Raw genomic sequence first — 25,358 nt, forward strand, 5'->3', positions numbered from 1 at the left:
ATGGGGCGGAACCTCTGCCACGTCAAGCGCGTGTGCCGCGCCCGCCCCGGCTGTAGTCGATGCCGGAAAAGGTACGGTCGGCCCGCTCCTTCTCCTCCTTGTCGAGGGCCACGCCGTTGGGCGCCAGGAACACCTCCCGGGTGTCCTCGGTCTCCTTGCGGCGGGTCACGTCCACCTCGGCGGCGGCCTGGCCCAGGCGACGGGTCAGCCATTCGTCGGCCGTTCCGTCGATGTCCTCCAGAGCTTCCTCGATGGCAGCCGCATGGCTGCGACGCGCGGCAAGCTTGGCCAGCACCTCGGCCAGATCGAGGCGCGCCGCCTCGGCCTCCCCCGGGCGGCGCACGGCGAGGATGTGGGCAGCGGCAAAGAGCCTTTCAAGACGCTCGCCCCCCAGCTCGGTCGAGAGCGCGGCCTGCAGGTCTGACGCATCGGCATGCCGCAGGATCGCGTCCCTCAGCGCCCCCTGCGAAAGGTCGGGGCAGTCCATCATCTCGATCTCGTGGGCAAAGGCCGGGATCAGGGCAGGCGTCGCGATCAGAAGAGCCAGCACCACCTCCCGAAGCTGGTCGTCGGGCGACATCGCCCCCAGCGCAAGAGCCGAGGCGCGGGCCGAGGGCGTCGGCTGGGCAGGGGCGTTCTTGCCCCGGAACTCCCGCCGCTCGAACGGCCGCGAGGATCGCGGCTTCTGGCCCCAGAGCTCATAGCGGAGCTGCTTGATCTCCTCGCCGTAATGATGGCGGATCGAGGGGTCCTTGATCCCGGCGATGGCCGCCCGCAGCGACTTGTCCAGCGCGGCCTTGCGCTCCGGGCTGTCAAAGACCTTCCCCTCGGTCTCCCGCTGCCACAAAAGGCGCACCATCGGCTGCGCGGCGTCCAGCACCGCCTGCATCGCGCCCGCGCCCTTGGCCTTGATCAGCTCGTCCGGGTCCTGCCCGCCGGGCAGCAGGGCAAAGCGCAGGCCCTTCCCGGCCTCCAGCCGCGGCAGCGCGAGGTCGATCACCCGCATCGCCGCCCGCACGCCCGCCGTGTCGCCATCCAGCGCCAGCACCGGCTCGTCCGAGATGCGCCACAGCAAGCCCAGCTGATCCTCGGTGATCGCGGTGCCCAAGGGGGCCACGGCGCCGCCGAACCCCGCCTCCGACAGCGCGATCACATCCATGTAGCCCTCGGCCACGATCAGCGTCGCGCCCTTGCCGCAGGCCTCCCGCGCGGGGCCGTGGTTGAAGAGGTTCCGCCCCTTGTCGAACAGCGGCGTCTGCGGCGAATTGAGGTACTTGGCCCGCGCGTTCGGGTCCATCGACCGGCCGCCCAGCGCGATCGCCCGCCCCCGCGCGTCGCGGATCGGAAAGATGATCCGCCCCCAGAACCGGTCGTAGGTGCCGCCCTGCCCCTCGCCGGTGAGCCCCGTCTCCAGCAGCAGGTCGTCCGTCGCGCCCTTGGCCTTGAGCGCGCGGGCCAGCCCGTGCCGGTCCTCGCCGGCCCAGCCGATCTCCCAGCGCTTCTGCGCCGCCTCGCTCAGGCCTCGCCTGGCGAGGTAGGCTCGCGCGTCCTCGGCGCCCCGCGTGCCCAGTTGCAGGCGGTAATGCTGGACCGCCATCTCCATGACCTCGGCCAGCCGGGTGTTGCGCGACACCTTCTCGGCGGCGCGGGGATCCTGCGCGGGCATCTGCAGCCCGGCCTCGCGCGCGAGGATCTCGATGGCCTCGATGAAGGGCACGTTCTCGGTCTTCTGGACGAACGAGATGGCGTCGCCCTTCTCGTGGCAGCCGAAGCAGTAATAGAATCCCTTGCGGTCATCGACGTGGAACGACGCCGACTTCTCCTGATGGAAGGGGCACGGCGCCCAGAAATCGCCCTTGGCCTGGTTCGACTTGCGCTGGTCCCACGTGACCTTCCGCCCCACCACCCGGGCCAGGGGCAGGCGATTGCGAAGCTCTTCGAGGAAACCGGGAGGCAGACTCATGGCGGAGGACTCCTCTGCCACAAGGATTCCCGATCCGTCCAGCGCGCACCAGCCCGATGACGATCAACTTCCGCGACGCGCGGCAAAGAAATCGCGCAGCAGGGCGGCGGACTCCGCTGCGCCGATCCCTTCGTACACCTCGGGGCCATGATGCGCCTGCGGATGGGAATAGATCCGCGGGCCGTGCCGCACCCCGCCCGACTTCGGGTCCTCGGCCCCGAAATAAAGCCGCCCGATCCGCGCGAACCCGATGGCAGCCGCGCACATCGGACAGGGCTCGAGCGTGACCCAGAGGGAATGTCCCACCAGCCGTTCGCTGCCCCGTGCCGCGCAGGCCATGCGCAGCGCCAGCATCTCGGCATGGGCCGTGGGGTCGTTCAGCTCCCGCGTGCGGTTGCCGGCCAAGGCCACGACCCGACCGTCCGGCCCCACCACGACGGCCCCGACCGGAACCTCGTTCCGGAGGCCAGCGGCCCGCGCTTCGGAGAGGGCGGCCCCCATATGGCTCACGAAAGACATGGCGCTTCGTCGCAGGCCCCCTACCCTCTAGCAACCCCCTCTAGCGGGAGCGGATCATTAGCGTTATGGGCGGCCGATGAGCACAGATGACAAGACCCCCGAAGGCGCCCCGGGCGAAGGCGAGCGCATTGCCAAGGTCCTCTCCCGCGCGGGGGTGGCCTCCCGCCGCGATGCCGAGCGGATGATCCTCGAAGGCCGCGTGACCGTCAATGGCGCAAAGGTGACGTCGCCGGCGACCAACGTGACCGACAAGGATCGACTCGCCGTCGATGGCCAGCCCGTGGGCGAGGCCGAGGCCACGCGCGTCTGGCTTTATCACAAGCCGGCCGGCCTTGTGACGACCGAGCATGACGAGGAAGGCCGCCCGACGGTCTTCGACTCCCTGCCCGAGGACATGCCCCGGGTGATGTCGGTCGGCCGGCTCGACCTCACCTCGGAAGGGTTGCTGCTGCTCACCAACGACGGCGAGATCAAGCGCAAGCTGGAGCTGCCCTCGACCGGATGGTCGCGGCGGTACCGCGTCCGCATCCATGGCACCCCCACCAAGGAGCAGCTCGAGCCGCTGCGCCAGGGGATCACCGTGGATGACATGGACTACCAGCCGATGGAGGTCAGCATCGACCGCCAGCAGGGCGCCAACGCCTGGCTGACGATCACGCTGCGCGAAGGCAAGAACCGCGAGATCCGGCGCGCCATGGAGCACCTGGGCTTCACGGTGAACCGCCTGATCCGCATCAGCTATGGCCCCTTCCAGCTGGGCGACCTGCCCGTCGGCGACGTGGAGGAGGTCCGTCCCAAGATCGTTCGCGACCAGCTTGGCCTGTCCAAGCCCGAGGCGGTGACCCGCGCCCGCAAGCGGCCCTCGCCCGATGACATGCCCGTCTTCGACGACGAGCCCGAGGACCGGCCCGCGCGCGATCGCCTGTCCACCGCCCGCCCGGCGGGCGCGACGGTGAAGCGCGAACTGAAGGCCCGCGGTCCCAGGTCCCGCGATGCCGGGGACGACGACACCCGGTCGCGTCCCACCCGCAGTCCCCGCAAGGTGGCCGCGCCCAGCGCGTTCTCCAAGCCGCGGACCTGGATGAGGACGGACGAGGCCCGTGCGGCCCGCGAGGATGCCGGGCAGGCCGACGAACGGCCCCACCGTGGCTCCGGCGAGGGATCGCGGTCCTCCGGCTTCAAGAGCCATGGCCGTCCCCCGCGCGCCGAGGGCGGCGGGGACCGCTCCCGGTCGTCCGGGTTCCGCAGCCATGCCGCCGAAGGTGGGCGCTCCCGCTCGGACCGCGAGGAGGGCGATGGCCCCCGGAAGAGCTTCCGCGACCGCGGGCCCCGCGCCGATGGGGACCGGGGACCGCGCAAGTTTGGTGACGATGACCGCCGGCCGCCGCGCCGGTCCGACGACGAACGTCCGCCGCGCCGCTTCGAAGGGAACGACCGACCGCGTGGCCCGCGTCCGGCCCGCGATGCCGACGAGGCCCGGCCCGCGCGCGCCTACAAGCCGCGTACGCCGCGGGAGGGGACGGACGAACGGTCCCCACGCCCCTTCAAGCCGTCGCGTCCCGCCCGTGAGGGCGACGAGGGCCGCTCGGCCAAGTATGCCCGCGCGCCCCGGCCCCAGCGCGAGGGCGAGGAGCGCCGTCCGCCCCGGCGCTTTGAAGGCCAGGACGGCCGGCCCGACCGTGGGTTCAAGCCGCAACGTCAGGATCGCGGGCAGGACAGCCGCCCGCCCCGGTCCGATCGCCCCTCCCGCGAGGGAGACGAGCGCCGCCCCTTCCGGGCGGATCGAAACGATGGTCCCCGGGGGCCGCGGGAGGGCCGCAACGATGGCGAGCGCTCATTCCGCAAGGGACCTCGCGAAGGGGGTCCCAAGGGCCGTCCCTCCGGTGATCGGCCGTTCAAGCCGAAGCCCCGCAAGGACTGAGCAGGAGCTGGCCGGATCATCCGGCTGGCTTGGCTTACGGCCCCGGGCAATGGATCCGGGGCCCAAAGCGGACGCGGCCTCGAGGTCGGGTGGCAGGGACGGGCGGGATCTTACGGGGGGATGAGAGCTGCATCACCGCCGAAGGAAGCCCAGCGCCCTGTGCCGGAGTACCCGGTAGGCTTGAGCTGAACGTGATGGGGGGCGCTGGCCGTCGGCTACGCGGCCCATACAGCCGGACGGGACGCCCCGTTCGCATCCCTCGAACTTGGCCCTGAGACCACCCTGCCCGATGCGCCCGGACATGGTCACATGGTCAGTAGATGTAGCGGATCTGGTCGGTCCAATAGCGTTCCATGCGCTTCAGCGCGTGGGTGATCTCGTCCATGGAATCGGCATCGAGAATGGCCCGCGTGGTCAGGCCTTCCGCATGGGCGGCAAAAAGGCGTGCCACGATGTCGCGAAGCTTGCGGCCCTTGTCCGTCAGGCGCACACGGACCGAGCGACGGTCGATCTCGCTCCTTTGGTGGTGCATGTAGCCGAGGTCCACCAGCTTCTTGAGATTGTAGCTGACGTTCGAGCCCTGGTAATAGCCGCGGCTTTTCAGCTCGCCCGCCGTGACCTCGTTGTCGCCGATGTTGAAGAGCAGCAGCGCCTGGACAGGGTTGACCTCGAGGATCCCCAATCTCTCGAACTCGTCCTTGATGACGTCGAGCAGCAGCCGGTGCAGCCGCTCCACCAGCGTGAGCGCGTCCAGGTAGCTGCGCATGAACGCCGCGTCGCGGGCCGGCAGGATAGGATCGACGGGGGTCCGGACATTCATGGCGGCGTCTCCGATGTGTCGTATTTGCCGCAACATAATCCCAAGATTGACAATACCGGGTTAAGCCCCCGGGGACCCCAAGCGGTTGTTCCTGAAAACTTGAGTAAAGCTCTTCAGTCGGGCCGGGTAAGCCCGACGGCCCCGGCCTGGATGCGCCGGATCAGCCCGTCGTACCGCCCGGGCGTGGGCGCGGCCCCGCTGATCCACGCCAGGAGGTCGTGATCTCTTTCCCCGAGGAGATCCTCGTAGAGGTCGAGATCGGCGGGTTCGAGCGCCGCAAGCTCCCGGTTCGAGAAGTCCCGCAGGATCAGGTCCATCTCGCGGATCCCCCGCCACATGGAGCGGGTCTTCAGGCGTCCGAGGCGGGCCTCGCGCGTTTCCGTCATGGCTCGCCTCCCTTCGTGCTTGTGAGCCTCACGGGCCGGCCCTAAACGCAGGTTGTTCCCGCGCCCGAAAGGCTTCCTCCCATGCCGTTCCTGTCCTCCACGCTCGACCGCGTCAAGCCGTCGCCCACCATCGCCGTCACCACCCGTGCCCAAGAGTTGCAGGCCATGGGACGGGACGTGATCGGCCTTGGCGCCGGGGAGCCCGACTTCGACACGCCGGCCAACATCCAGGAGGCGGCGATCCGCGCCATCCGGGACGGCAAGACCAGATACACCGCCGTGGACGGCATCCCCGAGCTCAAGCGGGCGATCTGCCAGAAGTTCGACCGGGAGAACGGGCTCGTGTACCAGCCCTCGCAGGTCAGCGTCGGGACCGGCGGCAAGCAGGTGCTCTACAACGCGCTGGTGGCCACGCTGAACCAGGGCGACGAAGTCATCATCCCGGCCCCCTATTGGGTCAGCTACCCGGACATGGTGCTTCTGGCCGAGGGCACGCCCGTCTTCGTGGCGGCGGGCCCTTCCGTCGGCTTCAAGATCACGCCCGAGCAGCTCGAGGCGGCCATCACGCCCCGCACCAAGTGGCTCATCTTCAACTCGCCGTCGAATCCCACCGGGGCCGGCTACACCGCCCAGGAGATCAAGGGCCTGACCGACGTGCTGCTCCGGCATCCCCAGGTCTGGGTGATGACCGACGACATGTACGAGCATCTGGTTTTCGACGACTTCCGGTTCGCGACCCCCGCCCAGGTGGAGCCGGGCCTTTATGAGCGCACCCTGACCGTCAACGGCGTGTCCAAGGCCTATGCCATGACCGGCTGGAGGATCGGCTACGCCGCCGGGCCGGTGCCGCTCATCCGGGCCATGGCCAAGGTGCAGTCGCAGAGCACGTCCAACCCTTGTTCGGTCAGCCAGTGGGCGGCGGTCGAGGCGCTGACGGGGCCGCAGGATTTCCTGGAGCCGAACCGCAAGCTCTTCGAGCGTCGGCGGAATCTCGTAGTGGGAATGCTGAACGACGCCGCGGGCGTCCATTGCCCGACCCCGGAAGGCGCGTTCTACGTGTATCCCGATATCTCGGGCTGCATCGGCAATACGAGCCGCAACGGCGTGCGGATCGAAACGGACGAGGATTTCGCGACCGCTCTCCTCGACGAGACCGGGGTGGCCGTGGTGTTCGGGGCGGCGTTCGGGCTCTCGCCCGCGTTCCGGATCAGCTATGCGACCAGCGACGCCCAGCTGCGCGAGGCCTGCTCGCGCATCCAGGACTTCTGTGCGGGCCTGAGCTGACGGCTCAGGTCCGGCGGCGCTTCAGCAGGCCGCGCACCACGCGGTAGAGATAGAGCGCGAGGATCCCGAGGACGACCAGGGTCGAGATGGGGTTCACCCATTGCTCGACCCGCTCATAGTTGTCCTCGAGGAGGTAGCCCGCCCCCGCGAGGATCGCGATCCAGATCAGGCTTCCGGCGGCGGTGTAGACGAGGAACGACAGGAAGGACATCTCCGACAGTCCGGCCGGCACCGAGATGAGCGTCCGCACCGTGGGGACGAGACGCCCAAGGAGGACCGCCGCAGGGCCATAGCGGTGGAACCAGGCCATGGCGGTTTCGGCCTCTTCGCGCGACATGGTCAGCCAGACGCCGTGCCGGTCGAGGAAGCGCAGGAACCGCTCGCGGCCCCAGGCGCGGGCCAGGCCGTACCAGAGCAGCGTCCCGAGGACCGAGCCGAGGGTCGCGACGATCAGCAGGCCAACAAGGCTGAAGCCCCCTTGCGCCGCCATGAAGCCGGCCAGCGGAACGATCAGCTCGGACGGGATTGGGGGGAACACGTTCTCGAGGACCATGAGGAGGCCCACCGCAAGGAGGCCTCCCTGCTGGATCCAGCCGGTGATGAAGTCGAACATTAGGCGTGCAGTCCTGTCAGGGGGCGCGAAGCGCGTCGCCAGAACCGTGCCATGAGCAGCACGGAGGCGCAAACCAGTGACGCGACGAGCCCGATCCAGACCCCGACCTCGTGCCAGCCCAGCACGAAGCCCAGCAGATAGCCGATGGGTATGCCCAGGCCCCAGTAGCTCAGCGCGGCGAAGATCATCGGCACCGTGGTGTCCTGGATTCCACGGAGGAGCCCGATGGCCAGGACCTGCGCGCCGTCGAAGATCTGGAAAATGGCGGCCAGCCCCAGGAGCGTGACGCCCACGGCCAGCACCTCGGGCCGCTTCGGGTCCGCGGGGTCCACGAACAGGGACAGGAGCTGCTCGGGATAAAGAAGGAACAGGGCGCTCGCCAGGATGGCGAGGCTGGCCGACAGCACGATGGCCACGACGGCCCCCTGCCTCATCCCTTCGTGGTCGCCGCGCCCCAGCGCCTGGCCGGTGCGGACCGTGACGGCCTGGCTGAGCCCCAGGTGGACGTTAAACGTGGCCGACGCCAGCTGCAGGGCCACGCCATGCGCGGCCAACGGCACCTCGCCGACCCAACCCACCATGATGGCCGATCCGGCGAAGAGACCGACTTCGGCGAGGAGTTGCCCGCCGATGGGCCAGCCGAGGCGGAACACCCGACCCATGGCGGCCCAGTCCGGACGCCAGAACCGCGCGAGGAGTTCGTACTCGGGCAGCCGGAGAAGCGCATAGCCCAGCAGCAGCAGCGTCGAGAGCGTTTGCGTGGCCAGCGCGGCCCAGGCCGCGCCCTCGATGCCCATCTCGGGCAGGCCCCAGGCGCCGAAGATCAGGGCATAACCCCAGACGGCGTTCAGCATCGCCGATCCGATGGTCGCCCAGAGAAGGACGGCCGTCCGTTCGAGGGACGTCAGGAAGGAGCGCAGGACCATGCCGACGATGGTCGGGATGATGCCCCATCCCGCGATGCCCAGATAGCGTCCGGCCTGGTCGGCCACCTCGGCTTCCTGCCCCATGGCGGCGAACAGGTGGCCCGATCCCAGGAGCACCACCAGCGCGAAGACGGCGTAGGCCAGGGACAGCCAGAGCCCCATGCGCGTGATGCGCCGCACCTCGCGGATGTCGCCCTCCTCCGACGCCTTGGCGGCGAGCGGCATGACCGCTCCGGCAAAGCCCGACCCCATCAGCATCATGATGTACCAGAGCGACGAAGCCAGCACGATCCCGGCCAGAGCGGTCACGTCGTACCAGCCCAGAAGGACGGTGTCCGTCAGGTGGATGGCGAAGCCGGCAAGGTTCGATCCGATCAAGGGCACGGCGAGCCCGAGAAGGCCGCGAGCATGGCCGGACCAGCCCGTGAGGGCCGGGGACAGGGCGGGTGCTTGGGTCATGGCGGCGGAGTTAGGCCGGAACGGCTCTGGCGTCTAGGTAGATGAACACGCAATGACCAGGCTGGCGCGGATTGCAGCAGTTTGGAAACCGGAGGCTCCTTCGGCGCGGCGCCGGACGAGCCTCCGTCGGATCAGGTGCCCGTCGCCGTGAACTTGGCCCGGAGGTAGGGACCGGACCGGACCGGTGGATACGCGTCCGAGCCGTCGAGCGGCGTGATCTCGGCCTCCCAGTCGGGCTGATGGAAGAAGGCGAGGCTTTGCCGCGCGGGCTGTCCGGGGATGGCGACCACGCGATGGAGCGTGGACACCCAGCGGTCGGCGGTCCAGCGGGCCATCAGGTCGCCGATGTTGACGACGAAACAGCCCGGCGGGGCCGTGACTTCGGTCCATTGGCCGCTGTGGGGGTCGCGGATCTCCAGCCCCCGCGAACCCGGCTGCGGGAGGAGGATCGTGAGGGAGCCGTAGTCGGTATGCGCTCCGGCCCGCTGCTGGCCGGGCAGCGCGGCCTCCGGCGTGGCCGGGTAGTGCAAGGCGCGCAGCGCCGAGACGGGGGCGGTCAGGTAGGCGTCGAAGAAGGTCTCGGGCAGGTTCAGCGCCGCGGCCATGGCGCGCATGACGCGGGCGGCAAGATCCTCGAGCGCGCGGTAATAGGCCTCCCACGCCTCGCGGAAGCCGGGGAGGTCGGGCCAGAGGGTCGGGGCGTAGTAGAAGGCGTAGGCGTCGGGATCGGCGATGCCGCCCGGACGCGTGAGGGGACCGCCGTTGAACGACTCCTTGAGGTCGGGGGGCGTCTCCTCCCCCTTGGACCGGGCCAGCGCCTCGCGGTCAGGGCCAAGCCAGCCATAGGGGTAGCCGGGATAAGGGGCGGACACCTTCGCCTTTTCCTCGGGCGGGAGGGCGAAGAAGTCCTGCGCAGCCCGCCAGACCCCCTGGATGGTCGCCTCGGGCACGCCATGGCCCGACAGCACAAGGAAGCCCGTCTCGCGGCAGATGCGGTCGAGGTCCTGGGCCGAGGCGGCGCGGGCTGCCCCTGTCGCCCCTTCGAAGGCGGCAAGGTCGAAGGCGCGGATCAGCGGCGCCGTGGCAAGATCGGTCACGGCAGGTCCCTCCAGCCATGCGAGGGCGCGTAGTTGAGCAGCCGCTTGGCCTTGGCATTGCAGTAGAAGGTCTCGTATTCACCCAGGGGCCGCCTGAGCGGAATGCCCTCATAGAAGCGGTGGATCACCTCGGCCGAGGGGAGCCCGACGGAGCTGTCGTCGTTCGACACGTTGAAGACCTGATATCCGAGCCCGTCCGTCCTGAGGCAGCGGTCCACCATGTGGCCCAGGTCGCGCGCATCGATATAGGCAAAGATGTTGCGGCGGCGGACCTCGGGATGCTCGCGCCAGGTCTTGGCGTAGGCCAGGTACTCGTGCGGCTCGATGACGTTGTTGATCCGCAGGGCGTAGATGTCGAAGCCGGTTCGGGCCTGGAAGCTGCGGGCTGTGGCCTCGTTGCAGACCTTGGACATGGCATAGCTGTCCTGCGGGACGGTCGGATGCTCCTCATCGACCGGGATGTAGTCCGGCCGCACCTCCCCGTCGGCGAAGCAGACGCCATAGGTGGTCTCGCTGGAGGCGATGATGACCTTGCGGATGCCGAGCTTGGTCGCGGCGTCGAGCACGTTGAAGGTGGACAGGACGTTGACGCGGTAGGTTTCGTTGTCGGCGGTCAGGAACATCGACGGGATCGCCGCAAAGTGGACCACCGCGTCGTAGCGGGGCACGCCCGTGCCGGGCTCCAGCTCCGCGCTGCTGGCATGCGAGGCCATGGCGTTGAAGACCTGCGACCCATCTGTCAGATCCACGCGCAGGTCAGGGACTCCGGGATGGTTCAGTCGGTTCAGGTCGATGTTGACGACGCTGTGCCCCTGCTCGACCAGATGCGGGATCGCATGGCGGCCGGCCTTGCCGGCGCCGCCCGTGAAAAAGACGCGCATGGGTGTTCCTCCTTTGCCGCGCCGGGAGTGAACCCCGCCCTGCCCCGGCTTTCAAGGCCGCGTGAGGACGTCTAGCAAGGAGGGATCAAGACGGAGAGACCTCATGCCCGTGATCTACGGCGCCTACCGCAGCCGAGCGACCCGGAACTTCTGGCTCGCGGCGGAGATCGGGCTGGAGCTGGAGCTGAGGCAGGTCTGGCAGGCCTACCGGCTGGACAAGCCCGACGCGCCGGACGCGCCGCTCAACACCCGCTCGCGGGAGTTCCTGGCCTTGTCGCCGATGGGCGCGATTCCCGTCCTCGTGGATGGGGACTTGGTGTTGACCGAGTCGCTGGGCATCAACCTTTATCTCGCGCGCCGGTACGGCGGCGACTTCGGTCCCCGCGACGAGGCCGAGAACGCATTGATGACCCAGTGGACCCTGTTCGCGGCCACCTCGATGGAGGAGCCGGGCCTGACGATCCAGAACGCCTACACCTACGGCCGTGCCGACAGCGAAGGCGGGCGGGCCGAGATCGCCGAAATGGTCGAGCGGCTCGGGCGGCCCTTGCGCGTCCTGGAAGGGCATCTCTCCCGCGAGGATCACCTGGTTGGCGGCCGGTTCACCGTCGCGGACGTGAACCTGGCCGAGATCCTGCGCTACGGCACCGCGCACGAGCCGCTGCTGGCCGACTATCCGGCGGTGGACGAATGGCTTCGCGCGTGCCAAGCCCGTCCGGCGTTCAGGCAGATGTGGGAGAAACGTTCCTCCGAGCCGATGTGGCTGTGATTCAGGCCGGCTGCGTCACCCTGAAACGTTGCGAAAAGGGCAGGAAATGACTAGTTGGGAAGAACACAACGAGAACGAATTTGCCATGCCCGACGACCTTCTCGCCGCTGCCGACACCTACGACGCGTCCTCCATCGAGGTGCTGGAAGGACTCGAGCCCGTTCGCAAGCGCCCCGGCATGTACATCGGGGGCACGGACGAGGCCGCACTGCACCATCTCGTTGCCGAGATCCTCGACAACTCCATGGACGAGGCGGTGGCGGGCCACGCCAACCGCATCGAGGTGGAGCTGTTGGCCGATGGATCCGTGACGATCCGCGACAACGGGCGCGGCATGCCCATCGACCCGCACCCCAAGTTCCCCGGCAAGTCGGCGCTGGAGGTGATCCACTGCACGCTCCACGCCGGGGGCAAGTTCTCGGGCAAGGCCTACGAGACCTCGGGCGGGTTGCACGGCGTGGGCGCGTCGGTGGTGAACGCGCTGTCGGACAGCCTTGTCGTGCAGGTCGCGCGGAACAAGACGCTTTATGAGCAGCGGTTTTCGCGCGGGATCCCGCTCGGGCCGCTCCAGACGTTGGGCGCGGCGCCGAACCGGCGGGGGACCTCGTCCACCTTCCACCCCGACGAGGAGATCTTCGGGCATCACACCCTGCGGCCCTCGCGGTTGTTCAAGATGGTGCGGTCCAAGGCCTACCTGTTCTCGGGCGTCGAGATCCGCTGGAAGTCCGAGATCGAGGAGGGCGACACGCCGCTGGAGGCGGTGTTCCGCTTCCCGGGGGGCTTGGCGGACTACCTGACGGAGACGCTCGGCGCCGCCAGCACCTATGCCGAGAAGCCCTTCGCCGGGACGGTGTCGTTCCAGGAGAAGTTTGGCGTCCCCGGCAAGGTGGAATGGGCGATCAACTGGACGCCCGCGCGGGACGGCTTCCTGCAGAGCTACTGCAACACGATCCCCACGCCCGAAGGCGGCACGCACGAGGCCGGGTTCTGGGCGGCGATCCTCAAGGGCCTCAAGGCCTATGGGGAGCTGGCGAAGAACCGGAAGGCCGCGGACATCACGCGCGAGGACCTGCTGACGGGCGGCTGCGCGCTGGTGTCCTGCTTCATTCGCGAGCCCGAGTTCGTGGGACAGACCAAGGACCGCCTCGCCACCACCGATGCCGCGCGTCTGGTCGAGGGGGCGGTGCGCGACCACTTCGACCACTGGCTGGCCGCCAACACCAAGTCGGCGGGGTCCATCCTCGACTTCCTGATCCTGCGGGCCGAGGAGCGCATCCGCCGCCGTCAGGAGAAGGAGACCGCGCGCAAGTCCGCCACGCGCAAGCTGCGGTTGCCGGGCAAGCTCGTGGACTGCTCGGCGTCCTCCCGGGCGGGGACGGAGCTGTTCATCGTCGAAGGCGACTCGGCGGGCGGGTCGGCCAAGATGGCGCGGGATCGGCGGACTCAGGCGCTGCTGCCGCTCAGGGGCAAGATCCTGAACGTGCTGGGGGCCGCGTCCTCCAAGCTCGGCAGCAACCAGGAGATCGCGGACCTCGCGCAGGCTTTGGGCGTGTCGCTGGGCAGCAAGTTCAACATCGAGGACCTGCGCTACGAGAAGATCATCATCATGACCGACGCCGACGTGGACGGGGCCCACATCGCGTCGCTGCTGATGACGTTCTTCTTCACGCAGATGCGGCCGCTGATCGACAAGGGGCACCTTTACCTCGCCTGCCCCCCGCTCTACCGGCTCACGCAGGGGTCGAAGCGGCTCTATGTGGCCGACGACGCCGAGAAGGCAAAGTGGCTGGCCAAGGGGCTTGGCGGAAAAGGCAAGATCGACGTCCAGCGATTCAAGGGTCTGGGCGAGATGGACGCCAAGGACCTCAAGGACACCACCATGGACCCCGCGACGCGGCGGCTGATCCGGGTGTCCCTGCAGGACGATGAGCCGGGAGAGACGGAGGACCTCGTCGAGCGGTTGATGGGCAAGAAGCCCGAGATGCGGTTCCAGTTCATCCAGGAGAACGCGCGGTTCGTCGAGGAACTGGACGTGTGACGTGGAAGGGGGCGCCGTGGCGCCCCCTTGTTCTTCAGTAGATGTTGGCGACCGGCATCCCCAGCGCCATCCGCCCCGCATATTCGGCCTGCGGGCCAGCCTGCATCGGGTGGTACCGCGCGCCCTGGAGGTCCCGGAACCTCCGCTCCACGCCGTTCGCGCGATAGAAGGCCGCGCCGCCCGAGGCCTCCATCGCGAGGTCACCCACGGCGAGGACGTGGCGGGCGCAGAGGGTGCGGCCCATCATCACCCGATTGACGCTGCCGGCGTCGGGCGCATCCTCGGCGATGACGTCGAGCATGCCCCGGAGCGCGAGGCGGGCACCCATTAGTTCGGTGTCGAGGCGGCCCACGAGGTCGATCGTGTGCGACGTGGGCTTGCGTCTCGCAAGCGCGACGGCTGCATCGCGGGTGCCCTCGGCGACGCCGACATAGACCGAGTAGATCAGCGGGATCGCGATGGTGGCGATGATCTGGAAGACCGGATGCCATTCCCCCGACCTGCGGCGCATCGAGACGCCCGCCTCGGGAACGACGTGGCCGTCGATCACCACGTCATGGGAGCCCGAGCCGCGCATCCCCAACGTGTGCCAGGTGTCCTCCAGCCGGACGTTGGGCGACTTGAAGGGCACGGCGAAGTGCAGCACCTCGTCGGGGCGGCCATCCTCGCCCTTGAGGATGGCCATGGTCATCATCAGGTCACCCACAGGCGAGGCAGAGGAAAAGATCTTCCGCGCCTGGATGCGGTAGCCTCCCTCGACGGGGATGGCCTCGCCGCCGCCGCCGACCCAGTCGGAGCCACCGGTCGAGACGAGGACCAGCCTCTCGACGGCAATGCGCCTGAGAAGCGGCTCCACGGCGGCGACGCCGTGACGCCAACGCCAGGCCGGAATCGCGACCTGGTGGGTGTGCATGGCCAAGGCGAGGGCCGTGGATCCGCAATGGCGCGCAAGGGTGCGGAGCATCATCGAAAGCTCCGGAATGCCGGCTCCGCCACCCCCAAGCTCGGCCGGAACGCCGGCTTCGAGGAAGCCCCCTGCCTTGAGGTCCGCAAAGCTCTCGGCCGCGAAGGCATCGCTGTCGTCGAGATGCTGGGCCCGACGGGCGAGGACCGCTCCCAAGGCCTCTGCTTTGTCGACCAGGGGGACCGGGGTGGAAATCGTATCGATAACAGTCATTGAAAACCTCCAGTTCGAATGCCCGGGAGTGTCCATGGACGGCGCGAATCGGTCCAGTCTCGAATCTGTACTGGACGCGTGCCCCGTCGGGGCGCATTATCCGGCTGGTTCATGGGGAGGCGGGAATGGGCTCCTCCTACGGCCAGTTCTGCCCTGTTTCTATGGCGGCCGAGGTCGTCTGCTCGCGCTGGACCATGCTTGTCGTCCGCGAGCTTCTTTGCGGCTCCACCCGGTTCAACGATCTCCGGCGCGGGGTGCCCCGCATGTCCCCGGCCCTCCTGTCCAAGCGCCTCAAGGAGTTGGAGCAGGCGGGCGTGGTCAGGGTCATGCCGACGGGGACGTCCGGCCTGAACGAGTATCGCCTGACCGAGGCCGGCGAGGAACTGCGGCCCCTCGTGATGAGCCTGGGCGACTGGGGGCACCGGTGGGTGGAGGCGCAACTGTCGCTGCGCAACCTGGATCCCACGCTGCTGATGTGGGACATCCGGCGCGGGATCGTGGCAGAGGCCTTTCCCCCGGGGCGTTCGACGGTTCAGTTCCTGTATCCCGAACTCGCCCCGCGGCATCGGAACTTCTGGCTTGTGGTCGAAGAGGGGGAGGCCGACCTCTGTTACCACGACCCCGGCTACGAGGTGGACCTTCTGGTGACGTGCGGTCTGCGGACCATGACCGCCATCTGGATGGGCTACACGACGCTGAGGGCCGAGATCGCATCGGGCGCCATCGAGGTGGACGGGGCCCCGACGCTGGCGCGCTCCATGCCGACCTGGCTGGGGCTGTCGCCCTTTGCGAGAACGCCCCGGCCTTCGGTGGCATGACGCCGGGTTGGCCCTTGCTCCGGATCGTCCGGCATGGCCTCATCGCTCAATGCGCCCTGCCCTTCTTGCCCTTGTGCTCCTTGCGGCCTGCGGACGGCCGCTGACCTCGAACGAGGTGGCCTTCCTGTCCGACTTGCACGGTCCCGCGCTCGACACCAGCCGCGTCCGCCTCCATGACGGGATCCAGCTCGGCTCGCCGCGCGTCGTGCCCGCCCCGCCCCGGCTGACCTGCCAGTCCCGCCTTTTCCCCCCGCCCCGGGGGGAGACGGTACGCGTTCACACCGGAGCCATCTCGATCTTCGAGGACGTCTACGTCCGGTCGGATCTTTACCGGGACGACATGGTGGAAGGATGGCCGGAGGTCCTGCCCCTCGCGGATGCCATGCTTCTGGCGCATGAGATGGTCCACGCGTGGCAGTGGCAGAACAGGGGCCTGACGGGCTACTTCCCGCTGAAGGCCGCCTTCGAGCACGCCCGGGAGGCGGATCCCTACCTCTTCGAGCTGGATACCAGCGCCGATTACCTCGACTACGGCTACGAGCAGCAGGGCTCCATCATGGAGGAGTATGTCTGCTGCCGCACCCTGGCGCCCCATTCTCCCCGGACCGAGCGTCTCCACACGATGCTGTCCAGGTACTTTGCCCTGAAGCCGATTGATGAGCCGCTGACCGAATGGGTTGCGCTGCCCTGGGAGGGCGTGCAGGTCGAAGGCATCTGCGACTGAGCCAGCCGGCACCGGCCCAACGCTGGTTCCGGGGCCGGGCCACGCCGCACCCAGGAGGGCGCATCCAAAGGGACCGCCTGCGGAGCCTATGGCTCCTGGATGCTCTCAAGGTAATCGGCGAGGGCCAGCAGCCGCTCGGGAATCGGCGTGCCGACGCCCGGGGTTTCCTCGACGATCACGGTATCGCCCATGTCGGTGGCCCCGAACTCGGGCATGGCGGGACTGAAATGGGCTCCGCGCGCGAAGCCGTCGATGACGCTCATGACGTAGTCGCGCGGAAATGGGCCGCCATGACGCGCGGCGATGGTGGTGAGGTCGGCGGGACGTGGGTCGAGCCCGGCAGCCATGGCGCCCGTTCCCTTGGCGTCCACCCCATGGCAGCCGGCGCAGGACTCGAGAAAGGCATTGCGGCCCGACACGTCCTCGTGCGGGTCCGGCACGCAGGCCATGAGCGCCAGGGGCGCGAGAAGGATCAGACGGCGCATGTGGGCTCCTGCTCGTTTTGGTTCAGGCTGACCGCCAGGCTCCTGGGCCGCCTTGATCTGGATCATGCCGGCACCACGTGCCCGCCGTCCAACCTGAGCACCCGGTCCATTCGGGCGGCCAACTGAAGGTTGTGCGTGGCGATGAGTGCCGCGAGCCCCGTCGACCGCACCAGGACCATGAGGGCGTCGAACACCCGATCCGACGTCTCGGGGTCCAGGTTGCCGGTGGGCTCGTCCGCGAGGAGCAGCCGCGGCGCGTTGGCAAGCGCCCGGCAGAAGGCGACTCGCTGCTGCTCGCCCCCGGACAGGGCCGCCGGGCGATGGGCGGCCCGTGGCCGCACGCCCACCCGATCCATGAGGTCGAGGGCGCGGGCCTCGGCCTCGCGCCGGCTGGACCCATGGGCCAGTTGCGGCAGAACGATGTTCTCGAGCGCGGTGAACTCCGGCAGGAGGTGATGGAACTGATAGACGAACCCCACGAGGTCCCGCCGGGCCAGGGTTCTCGGGCGGTCGCCAAGCCGCGTCATGTCGGTTCCGCCAAGGACCACCTGCCCGTCGTCCGGCGCATCGAGCAGGCCCGCGATGTGGAGGAGCGTGGACTTGCCCGCGCCCGACGGTGCGACCAGGGCCACGACCTCGCCCGCCGCGATGGTCAGGTCCACGCCGCGCAGCACGTCCACGGCATTGGGCCTTCCGGCGTTGTAGGTCTTCCGGACGCCCCGAAGGGCCAGGGCCTCATTCATAGCGCAGCGCCTCGACGGGGTTCATGCGCGCCGCGCGGCGGGCCGGAAAGAGGGTCACGACCCAGGACAGGACGAGCGACAGCATCACGGCCGACAGCACGTCGCCGGCCTCCAGCTTGGCGGGCAGGCGGTAAAGGCCCCGGATCGAGGGATCCCAGACCCCCCCGCCGGACAGGTAGTTCACGGCGGCGAAGATCGGATCGATCCAGATCGCGAAGGCGCATCCCAGGATCACGCCGAGGATGGTTCCCAGTGTGCCGATGCTGGCCCCGCACAGGAAGAACACCCGAAGGATCGCCCCTTCCGTCAGCCCCATGGTGCGCAGGATGCCAATGTCGCGTCCCTTGTTCTTCACCAGCATGATCAGGCCCGAGATGATGTTCATCGACGCGATCAGCACCAGGACCGAAAGGATGACGAACATCACGTTGTCCTCGACGGTAAGGGCGCTCAGGAACGCGCCGGAGGAGTCCTTCCACGTCCAAGCATAGGCATTCGGTCCGGCGGCCTTCAGGATCGGGGGGACAAGCGGCTCGATGGCATCGGGATCGGACACCATCACCTCGATCTCGTCGGCCACGCCGTCGCGGTTGAAGAAGCTCTGGGCTTCGGGCAACGGCAGATAGGCGCGGGTGCGGTCGATGTCGTAGCGGCCGGCGGTGAAGATGTACGTCACCTCGTAGGCCGACACGCGCGGCGACACCCCCATCGGCGTGCGCGCGCCGTCCGGCGAGATGATGCGGATGCGGTCCCCCACGCTGACGCCCAGCTCCCGGGCAATGCCCGAGCCGATGGCGATCCCGTCGGGAAAGCGGGCGAGGTCGCCCTCGGCCTCCTCGGGACGGGCGATGCGGGGAATGGCGGCGAGATCCCCGGGCGCGATGCCCAGGACCTCCATCCCGGCGTTGCGTCCCTGGAACGTCGCCATCACCTGACCCCGCACCAGCGGCGCGGCACGCGTCACCCCCGGCACCTGCCCGATCCGGTCCGCCATGGCCGCGGCGTCCGGGATGGTCCGGATCTCCTGCCCCTGGGGGCCGAGCGTGGGGGCGGTGTAGATGGTGACATGGGCGTTCGAGCCCAGGATCGTGTCGACGAACTCCTCGCGGAACCCCGAGCGGACGGCCAGCGTGGCGATCAGCGCGAAGACGGCCAGGGTCACCCCCACGAGGGAGATCCAGGTCATGACCGAGACGCCCCCCTCGGCGCGGCGAGCCCGGAGATACCGCCAGGCGATCATCCATTCATAGGGGGCGAAGGGGGCGGGGCTGCGGGCCATGGGGGTCCTTTCGGTCGCGCGGACCATGCCGCCGGGGGCAGGCAAGGTCAACGCAGGGCCGCCTGACGCCGGTTCGCATTCACGCCATCGCAGGGACAGCGGGCCAGGCGGATCGCCGCGAGGCTCCGCAACCCTCCTGCGGTCCGCTGCGTTTGGGTGTCGTCAGCGGAAAGGAGCGGACCATGGCCGAGGCGCAACGGACGGACCCCAGGCTTTGGGAGAAGGTGAAGGCCGAGGTCACGGCAGGCGCCAAGGGGGGCGACCCGGGCGAGTGGTCGGCGCGCAAGGCCCAGATGGCCGTGCAGGAATACAAGCGCCGGGGCGGCGGCTACGACGAATCCGGGCCGTCGCAGGACGAGACCGATCTTCACCACTGGACCGAGGAGGACTGGGGGACCAAGTCCGGCCACGAGAGCGGCGAGACCGGGGAACGCTATCTGCCCAAGCTCGTCAGGATGCTCCTGACCGAGGAGGAGTACGCCCGCACGACCGCCAAGAAGCGGGGCGGCCGGCTCCAGTTCGTGGACCAGCCCGAGGATATCCGGGAAAAGGCCGCAAGGATCCGCAAGGATGGCCCCACCAAGGCCATGCTGGATGCGCGGGCCAGGGAGCTGCGGATCGAGGGCCGCTCATCCATGGACGAGAAGCGGCTGCTCAGGGCCATCGAGGAAGCCACGGACGAGAATGGCCGCGCCCAGGGCTCTCCCTCAAGCCTCCGCGACCGGAGCAAGGCCGACCTCCTGACCCTCGCGAGGGAGCGGGGTCTGGAGGGGCGGTCGCGGATGACCAAGGACGAGCTGGCACGGGCTCTGGCGGGCTGATCTCCCCTACCAGTGGCTGCCGGGGCTCTGGAACCGGTCCACCCCCTGCCCCTCGGCTTGGGCCTTGCCCTGCGCGGCCCAGAGGAGACCACGGCGAAGCATCTCGAAGGGCGCGCCGCCGGCGATCACGTCCGCCTTGTGACCCAACGCGTTATAGTAGACCCGCCCCAGGCCCCAGGCGCGGGTCCAGGCGACCGGCATCTGCACCGGACCGTTGGAGGAATGATACCACGGCACCGTGGGGAAGGTCGTGGTGGCCAGGATACGGTTGGCCGGGTCCACATGGAGGTAGTACTGCTCCGTGGTGACCTCGAAGTCGCCGATCCCCTGCACGAGTTCGTGGTCGGGCTGCGTGATGCGGACCGTGTAGCGCTGGCCATCGCCCCCCGGATGCGCGACCCACTGCCCCCCCGTGATGAACTGCCAGAGGGGATTGCCCCGGAAGGCGTCGCACATCCCGCCATGACAGCCCGCGATCCCCGTGCCGCGCGCCACCGCCTCGGAGACATTGGTCGCACGCTCGCGCGATAGCTCGCTCATGGTCCAGACCGGCACGATAAGGTCGAGGGAGCGCAGCCCCTCGGGGTCATCGAACATGTCGAGCGAGTCCGTGACCCTGACTTCCAGGCCCTCGGCCTCCAGCATCCGCCGAAAGACCTCGGCCACGCGGTCGGGCTCGTGTCCCGGCCAGCCTCCCCAGGTGATGAGCGCTCGGGTCATGATTTCCTTACTCCTCCCGTGCATCCGGCATTGTTAACCAGATGACATTCTATCCGAAACCCAATGACCCATTGTTATCCATAGAGGATTCAAATGAAGCTTCAGGCTCTGCTATCCGTCCTTGCCGTCGCGGCAGCCACCAGCGCCCATGCGGTGCCGGTCACCTGGGTCGATTGGGATCGCAACCAGACCTGCGATGCAAGTGGCTGCACCGTTCTGGGCACCATCGGCACCGGCGACCATGCGGTGGACGTGACGTATCACACCACCAGCACGGGGTTCGCGTTCCTCAACAGCGGCGCGGATTCCGAGACGGACTACTGGGAGTCGGTCGGCTCGGGCGGGTCGCCCTACACCAGCTCGGGTCCCAAGGGGAACGACAACGGCCCGACCGACACCGACATGATCGGTTTGACGCAGGCCGGCCTGCACAGCTTCACCTTCAGCGCTCCGGTCGAGGACATCTACTTCGCCTTCGTCAGCGCCAACGGGAACACCTTCAGCTTCAGCTCGGCCATCGAGCTTCTGAGCTCCGCTGGCGAGAACGTGGACGGGACCGGGAAGGACGCCTGCGGCTCCTGGGGGTGCGGCACCGTCAGCATCCAGAACGGCACCGACATGGTGGGCGGCGGCGAGGCCAGCGGCGTCGTGCTGATGAGCGGAGAGTTCACGACCTTCTCGTTCACCAACGAGGCCGAGTTCTGGCACGGCTTCACCTTCGGGGCGGCCGGTTGGACGGACGGGTCGGGCGGCGGGGAGGATCCGGCTCCGGTCCCGCTCCCGGCGACGGGCGTGCTGCTGCTGGGCGGTCTGGGTGGCCTGGGCGCACTTCGGCGCCTGCGCCGCTGACAGCGATCCGCAGAACGAAGGACGGCCGCGGCGGATCCCCGTCGCGGCCGTGTTCCATCGTTCGCTCGGGCGATCAGACGCCCGCGTAGATCTCCGTGACCCTGGCGATCGCGGCCTCGGGCGACATCTCCTCGCTCTCGCCGGTGCGGCGGGAGGTGAGCTCCACGACGCCGTTCTTGAGGCCGCGCGGCCCCACGGTGATCCGCCACGGCAGGCCGATGAGGTCGGTGGTCGCGAACTTCTCGCCCGCGCGGGCGTCGCGGTCGTCATAGAGGGGGTCGAGGCCGCGCGACCTCAGGCCCTGGTAGATCGCCTCGCAGGCCGCATCGGCGTCGGTGTCCCCTTGCTTGAGGTTGACGATGGCGGCGTGGAACGGGGTCACGCCCTCGGGCCAGATGATGCCCTTGTCATCGTGGCTGGCCTCGATGATGGCGCCCAGGAGCCGCGACACGCCGATCCCGTGCGATCCCATGTGGACCGGCACCTTGCTGCCGTCCGGCATCGTCACGGTCGCGCCCATCGGCTCGGAGTACTTGGTGCCGAAGTAGAAGATCTGCCCGACCTCGATGCCGCGGCCGACCTTGCGCCGCTCTTCCGGGATCTGGTCGAAGAGCGCGGAGTCGTGCGTCTCGTCGGTGCGGGCGTAAAGGGTCGTGAACTCCTGGCAGATGGCGGCCACCTGCGCGGGATCGTCGTAGTTCACGCTGCGCGAGCCCAGCTCCAGGTCGGTCACGGCGGAGTCGTAGAAGACCTCGGATTCGCCGGTGGAGGCCAGCACCAGGAACTCGTGGGTGTTGTCGCCGCCGATGGGGCCGGAGGCCGCGCGCATCGGGATGGCCGTCAGGCCCATGCGTTCATAGGTCCGCAGATAGCTGACCATGTGGCGGTTGTAGGCGTGGATCGCCTGCTCCTTGTCCACGTCGAAGTTGTAGCCGTCCTTCATCAGGAACTCGCGCCCGCGCATGACGCCGAAGCGGGGGCGCATCTCGTCCCGGAACTTCCACTGGATGTGGTAGAGCGTGAGCGGCAGGTCCTTGTAGCTGTTCACGTGGCTCCGGAAGATGTCGGTGATCATCTCCTCGTTGGTGGGGCCGTAAAGCAGCTCGCGCTTCTGGCGGTCGGTGATGCGGAGCATCTCCTCGCCGTAGTCGTCGTAGCGGCCGGATTCGCGCCAAAGGTCCGCCGTCTGCAGCGTCGGCATCAGGAGCGGGATGTGCCCGGCGCGCTGCTGCTCCTCGTGGACGATCTGTTCGACCCGGCGCAGGACCTTGAAGCCGAGGGGCAGCCAGGAATAGATGCCCGCCGCCTGCTGCTTGATCATGCCCGCGCGCAGCATGTAGCGGTGCGAGACGATCTGCGCCTCCGCCGGATTTTCCTTGAGCACGGGGAGGAAGTAGCGGGTCAGGCGCATGAGGTGTCCTAGCGGCGAGAACTCGGGTCGGGACCGTTTAGGACAAGGAAACGGGCCGGGCAAGCGCGCGCCTGCCCGGCCCTCACTCGTTACTCCCCGGGGTCACTCGGCGGGCGTCAGGGCTGCGTCGAACCGTGCGTCCCGCGTGTTCGCGGGGGCAGCGCCGAAGCCGTGACGGATCACGGTGAACAGGAACACCAGCATCGAGGCCGCCGTCATCAGCGATCCCCCGATGGCGGCGGGCAGGAACTCGGGACGCCCCGCGAACTCGGCCGCGAGGCCGCCCGTCATGAGCAGCACGCCCGGGATGGCCAGGCCCGCATGGATCCGGGGCAGCCAGCCCTGCGCCGCGCGCGGCGTCAGGCGATAGTAGATGGCAAAGAGCGCCATGGTGGCCCAGCCCACGAGGTTCAGGTGGGCGTGGACCGGGGCAAAGGTGAAGTTCTGCGCGATCCCCATCCAGATACCCAGAGCCATGCCACCCGTCACGCAAAGGACGGCGGCCAGAAAGAAAACGAAAGCGATGTCGCGCATTGAAATCCTCTTGTAATGCGGCGTCAAAATTCTTCGTCGGAGCCGCTGAAATGATCCGGCTCCGGTGGTCAGGATGCGAAATGCATCCGCGTTTCGAATGGAAATGAACACCTCAGGTCCTCGTGCGTCAAGCCTGCATGAGCCGGAGGTAAGGAAAACCGGACGCGGCCCCCGCGTCCGGTCCCAGGATCACAGCGGCGGGCCGGTGAAGTCGAGGTGGTGGCGCCCGGCACTTTCCAGGATGGGCCCCATTTGATCCGGGATGCGGTACGCGTGGCGCGCCATCTCGGCGAAGAAGCCTTCGAAGCCGCCAGGGGTCAGGATCACGAGGTGGCGGGACTCGGTCAGGGCGCGGAAGGTGTGCTCGGCGCCACGGGGGATGAAGGCGGCCTCGCCCGCGCCCTTGCGGAAGCTCTGGCCCTCGACCGAGAACTCCATCTCGCCGGACAGGACGACGAAGCATTCGTCCTCCCGGTGATGGACATGACGCGGAGGACCCGACAGGGCCGGCGAGGTGCTGTCCACGACGCACATGCGTCCGCCCGTCTCGGCGGTGGCGACCAGGGTGCGATAGGTGGTTCCGTTCCAATCGAGGATATCGGAATCGGCAACAGAAACGTCTTTCATTTCAATCTCCAGGATCAAGCTGCGTCGACAATGATCGACGACGGGGACATACCTCGGCTGCCGGAGTCGTGGAAAATGGAAAGAACTTATGCTCATTATTCATTCCATGAATATGGCAACCTTCGACCTGAACCTCCTGCGCGTTCTGGACGCCCTCCTGCGCGAGGGGTCCACCACGGCGGCCGGCCGGCGCGTGGGCCTGTCGCAGCCCGCGGTCTCGGCGGCTCTTGCCCGGTTGCGCGACGCCCTGGGCGATCCGCTCTTCGTGCGGCGCGGGCCACGGCTGGACGCGACGGACTACGCCAGGAGCCTGGCCGAGCCATTGCGCCAGCATCTCGACTCGCTCCAACGCCTCCTGTCGGGCCCGCAGGTCTTCGATGCCGCGACGGCGACGGCGTCGTTCCGGATCTCGGGGGCGGACTTCTTCGGGGAACTCCTGATGCCCCGGATGGGCGAGATCCTCCTCAGGGAGGCACCGGGCCTGCGCGTGCATCTCACGGATCTGGTGCCGTCGAACTATGTCGACACGCTCGAGCGCTACGTCGTGGACATCGCCCTGATGCCCCGGGCCGAACTGCCGGACTGGATCGAATGGCGGCCGCTCTTCCATTCGCCCTTCGCGATGATCGCACGGACCGGCCATCCCCGGCTGGCTGGCCTGTCGTCGGGCGACGCGGTTCCGCTGGATCTCTTCTGCGGGCTGGATCACGTCCTCATGTCGCCCGAGGGCAAGCCGCGCGCCATGGTGGACGACGCCCTGGCGCGCATGGGCCGGACACGGCGGGTCGTCATGACCCTGCCCTTCTTCGGCGGCATCTGCCGCAGCGTGGCCACGACGGACCTCGTGGCGATGGTGCCGCTGCAGATGGCGAGGCACATGGCTCCGACCCTTGGCCTGACGGTCCTTGAACCGGCCCTGCCGGTTCCGGTGCCGCTGATCGGCATGGTCTGGCACAAGCGGGCGACCACCTCGCCCGCTCATCGCTGGCTGCGGGAGCGGGTCGCGGAGGTCCTGCGCCCCCTCAACGAAGGCCAGCCCGACCTCCCCGACTGACCCGGAGCCCGGACGTCGCCATGGCTCTTAGGCGATCAGGCGGGGCCCTGGTCCATCAGGCTGGTCCGGCTCAGGAGAGCGATGTGCCGGGCCTCGGTCACGGCCCGGACCTCGTGCTCGATCCCTCGGGGGATGAAGATGCTCTCCCCCGCCCGACGGCGAAGGATCCGCCCCGCCATGCGGAACTCCAGGATGCCGGACAGGATCACGCAAAGCTCGTCCCGGTCGTCGTGGACATGAGGCGGGATGCAGGCTTCAGCGGGCGTGGTGCTATCGAGGACGCTCAGCGCGCCCGTGTCATGCGACGAGAGCATGGTGTGGTACCTGATGGACGGTGTCGGGAACATGGCGGCGCCCATGAGATCGCGCGCCATGGCGGCCGGGAGGCTCGGCACAGGGAAGTCGTGCGAAATAGCGTTCATCATCGTCTCCGTGGAAAA

26 protein-coding genes are annotated in these 25,358 nt (G+C 68.5%); 9 read left to right on the plus strand and 17 right to left on the minus strand.

The annotated features are described in order from the left end of the window. Positions 1–22: 22 nt before the first annotated feature. A complete protein-coding gene (dnaG, locus tag J3P31_RS04660) occupies positions 23–1,963 on the minus strand; it encodes a DNA primase (protein WP_210527224.1) in 1,941 nt (646 codons plus the stop codon). 63 nt (positions 1,964–2,026) lie between these two features. After that, positions 2,027–2,482 (minus strand): nucleoside deaminase, encoded by a 456-nt coding sequence (locus tag J3P31_RS04665; RefSeq protein ID WP_210527225.1) that lies wholly within the window; start codon positions 2,480–2,482, stop codon positions 2,027–2,029. Positions 2,483–2,558: 76 nt separating this feature from the next. Here J3P31_RS04665 and J3P31_RS04670 point away from each other — a divergent pair, with 76 nt between their 5' ends. Beyond that, the gene (locus J3P31_RS04670) at positions 2,559–4,403 is read left to right on the plus strand and encodes a pseudouridine synthase (protein ID WP_210527226.1); all 1,845 of its coding nucleotides are present in this window, start codon (positions 2,559–2,561) and stop codon (positions 4,401–4,403) included. A 313-nt stretch (positions 4,404–4,716) separates the two neighbouring features. On the opposite strand, the gene J3P31_RS04675 is transcribed toward J3P31_RS04670, so the two are convergent. Both J3P31_RS04675 and J3P31_RS04680 read right to left on the minus strand, forming a co-directional pair. Beyond that, a complete protein-coding gene (locus J3P31_RS04675; protein WP_210527227.1) occupies positions 4,717–5,223 on the minus strand; it encodes a MarR family winged helix-turn-helix transcriptional regulator in 507 nt (168 codons plus the stop codon). A 113-nt stretch (positions 5,224–5,336) separates the two neighbouring features. After that, positions 5,337–5,609 (minus strand): FAD assembly factor SdhE, encoded by a 273-nt coding sequence (locus tag J3P31_RS04680; protein WP_210527228.1) that lies wholly within the window; start codon positions 5,607–5,609, stop codon positions 5,337–5,339. 81 nt (positions 5,610–5,690) lie between these two features. Here J3P31_RS04680 and J3P31_RS04685 point away from each other — a divergent pair, with 81 nt between their 5' ends. Next, positions 5,691–6,893, plus strand: coding sequence for a pyridoxal phosphate-dependent aminotransferase (locus J3P31_RS04685; RefSeq protein ID WP_210527229.1), 1,203 nt, complete (start codon positions 5,691–5,693; stop codon positions 6,891–6,893). Between the two features lie 4 nt (positions 6,894–6,897). On the opposite strand, the gene J3P31_RS04690 is transcribed toward J3P31_RS04685, so the two are convergent. From J3P31_RS04690 to J3P31_RS04705, 4 genes are all read right to left on the minus strand, one after another. Next, complete coding sequence (locus tag J3P31_RS04690; protein WP_210527230.1) at positions 6,898–7,506, minus strand: DedA family protein; 609 nt, start codon at positions 7,504–7,506, stop codon at positions 6,898–6,900. Beyond that, the gene (locus tag J3P31_RS04695; protein ID WP_210527231.1) at positions 7,506–8,891 is read right to left on the minus strand and encodes an MATE family efflux transporter; all 1,386 of its coding nucleotides are present in this window, start codon (positions 8,889–8,891) and stop codon (positions 7,506–7,508) included. The genes J3P31_RS04690 and J3P31_RS04695 overlap by 1 nt, the downstream gene beginning before the upstream one ends. 131 nt (positions 8,892–9,022) lie before the next feature. Then, positions 9,023–9,988 carry an isopenicillin N synthase family dioxygenase gene (locus J3P31_RS04700; protein ID WP_368373015.1) on the minus strand — a complete coding sequence of 322 codons (966 nt, stop codon included), beginning with the start codon at positions 9,986–9,988 and terminating at the stop codon, positions 9,023–9,025. Further along, positions 9,985–10,869 carry an NAD-dependent epimerase/dehydratase family protein gene (locus J3P31_RS04705; RefSeq protein WP_210527232.1) on the minus strand — a complete coding sequence of 295 codons (885 nt, stop codon included), beginning with the start codon at positions 10,867–10,869 and terminating at the stop codon, positions 9,985–9,987. The genes J3P31_RS04700 and J3P31_RS04705 overlap by 4 nt, the downstream gene beginning before the upstream one ends. A gap of 103 nt (positions 10,870–10,972) precedes the next feature. Here J3P31_RS04705 and J3P31_RS04710 point away from each other — a divergent pair, with 103 nt between their 5' ends. Continuing rightward, positions 10,973–11,638 (plus strand): glutathione S-transferase family protein, encoded by a 666-nt coding sequence (locus tag J3P31_RS04710; protein WP_210527233.1) that lies wholly within the window; start codon positions 10,973–10,975, stop codon positions 11,636–11,638. Between the two features lie 85 nt (positions 11,639–11,723). Beyond that, positions 11,724–13,676: a DNA topoisomerase IV subunit B gene (gene parE / locus J3P31_RS04715; RefSeq protein WP_210527285.1), complete on the plus strand. Its 1,953-nt coding sequence runs from the start codon at positions 11,724–11,726 to the stop codon at positions 13,674–13,676. Between the two features lie 34 nt (positions 13,677–13,710). Here the strand turns inward: parE and J3P31_RS04720 are convergent, their stop codons facing one another. Continuing rightward, a complete protein-coding gene (locus J3P31_RS04720) occupies positions 13,711–14,853 on the minus strand; it encodes an acyl-CoA dehydrogenase family protein (protein ID WP_210527234.1) in 1,143 nt (380 codons plus the stop codon). 125 nt (positions 14,854–14,978) lie between these two features. Between J3P31_RS04720 and J3P31_RS04725 the strand changes: the two genes are divergently transcribed. Together J3P31_RS04725 and J3P31_RS04730 are read left to right on the plus strand one after the other, a co-directional pair. Then, positions 14,979–15,671 carry a winged helix-turn-helix transcriptional regulator gene (locus J3P31_RS04725; RefSeq protein ID WP_210527235.1) on the plus strand — a complete coding sequence of 231 codons (693 nt, stop codon included), beginning with the start codon at positions 14,979–14,981 and terminating at the stop codon, positions 15,669–15,671. A gap of 49 nt (positions 15,672–15,720) precedes the next feature. Further along, positions 15,721–16,395: a hypothetical protein gene (locus J3P31_RS04730; protein WP_210527236.1), complete on the plus strand. Its 675-nt coding sequence runs from the start codon at positions 15,721–15,723 to the stop codon at positions 16,393–16,395. 86 nt (positions 16,396–16,481) lie between these two features. On the opposite strand, the gene J3P31_RS04735 is transcribed toward J3P31_RS04730, so the two are convergent. From J3P31_RS04735 to J3P31_RS04745, 3 genes are all read right to left on the minus strand, one after another. Beyond that, the gene (locus tag J3P31_RS04735) at positions 16,482–16,880 is read right to left on the minus strand and encodes a c-type cytochrome (protein ID WP_210527237.1); all 399 of its coding nucleotides are present in this window, start codon (positions 16,878–16,880) and stop codon (positions 16,482–16,484) included. Positions 16,881–16,942: 62 nt separating this feature from the next. After that, positions 16,943–17,623 (minus strand): ABC transporter ATP-binding protein, encoded by a 681-nt coding sequence (locus J3P31_RS04740; RefSeq protein ID WP_210527238.1) that lies wholly within the window; start codon positions 17,621–17,623, stop codon positions 16,943–16,945. Beyond that, complete coding sequence (locus tag J3P31_RS04745; protein ID WP_210527239.1) at positions 17,616–18,902, minus strand: lipoprotein-releasing ABC transporter permease subunit; 1,287 nt, start codon at positions 18,900–18,902, stop codon at positions 17,616–17,618. The genes J3P31_RS04740 and J3P31_RS04745 overlap by 8 nt, the downstream gene beginning before the upstream one ends. A 182-nt stretch (positions 18,903–19,084) precedes the next feature. Here J3P31_RS04745 and J3P31_RS04750 point away from each other — a divergent pair, with 182 nt between their 5' ends. After that, positions 19,085–19,723 (plus strand): DUF5872 domain-containing protein, encoded by a 639-nt coding sequence (locus J3P31_RS04750; protein WP_210527240.1) that lies wholly within the window; start codon positions 19,085–19,087, stop codon positions 19,721–19,723. A 6-nt stretch (positions 19,724–19,729) separates the two neighbouring features. Here the strand turns inward: J3P31_RS04750 and J3P31_RS04755 are convergent, their stop codons facing one another. Next, entirely contained in the window at positions 19,730–20,443 is a 714-nt protein-coding gene (locus J3P31_RS04755; RefSeq protein ID WP_246849269.1) for a ThuA domain-containing protein, read from the minus strand. A 93-nt stretch (positions 20,444–20,536) separates the two neighbouring features. Between J3P31_RS04755 and J3P31_RS04760 the strand changes: the two genes are divergently transcribed. Then, complete coding sequence (locus J3P31_RS04760; RefSeq protein WP_210527241.1) at positions 20,537–21,292, plus strand: VPLPA-CTERM sorting domain-containing protein; 756 nt, start codon at positions 20,537–20,539, stop codon at positions 21,290–21,292. 73 nt (positions 21,293–21,365) lie between these two features. Here the strand turns inward: J3P31_RS04760 and proS are convergent, their stop codons facing one another. The 3 genes from proS to J3P31_RS04775 all read right to left on the minus strand — a co-directional run bounded on the left by proS (position 21,366) and on the right by J3P31_RS04775 (position 23,864). Next, entirely contained in the window at positions 21,366–22,703 is a 1,338-nt protein-coding gene (gene proS, locus J3P31_RS04765) for a proline--tRNA ligase (RefSeq protein WP_210527242.1), read from the minus strand. Between the two features lie 102 nt (positions 22,704–22,805). Beyond that, positions 22,806–23,237, minus strand: coding sequence for a hypothetical protein (locus J3P31_RS04770; RefSeq protein WP_210527243.1), 432 nt, complete (start codon positions 23,235–23,237; stop codon positions 22,806–22,808). Positions 23,238–23,426: 189 nt separating this feature from the next. Next, positions 23,427–23,864 (minus strand): cupin domain-containing protein, encoded by a 438-nt coding sequence (locus tag J3P31_RS04775; protein WP_210527244.1) that lies wholly within the window; start codon positions 23,862–23,864, stop codon positions 23,427–23,429. A gap of 106 nt (positions 23,865–23,970) precedes the next feature. Here J3P31_RS04775 and J3P31_RS04780 point away from each other — a divergent pair, with 106 nt between their 5' ends. Further along, positions 23,971–24,918: a LysR family transcriptional regulator gene (locus J3P31_RS04780; protein WP_210527245.1), complete on the plus strand. Its 948-nt coding sequence runs from the start codon at positions 23,971–23,973 to the stop codon at positions 24,916–24,918. Positions 24,919–24,953: 35 nt separating this feature from the next. Here J3P31_RS04780 and J3P31_RS04785 read toward each other — a convergent pair whose 3' ends face one another. Beyond that, a complete protein-coding gene (locus J3P31_RS04785) occupies positions 24,954–25,340 on the minus strand; it encodes a cupin domain-containing protein (RefSeq protein ID WP_210527246.1) in 387 nt (128 codons plus the stop codon). Positions 25,341–25,358: the final 18 nt, after the last annotated feature.

It is taken from the genome of Rubellimicrobium arenae, from assembly GCF_017916275.1.
GTDB classification, from domain to species: domain Bacteria; phylum Pseudomonadota; class Alphaproteobacteria; order Rhodobacterales; family Rhodobacteraceae; genus Rubellimicrobium; species Rubellimicrobium arenae.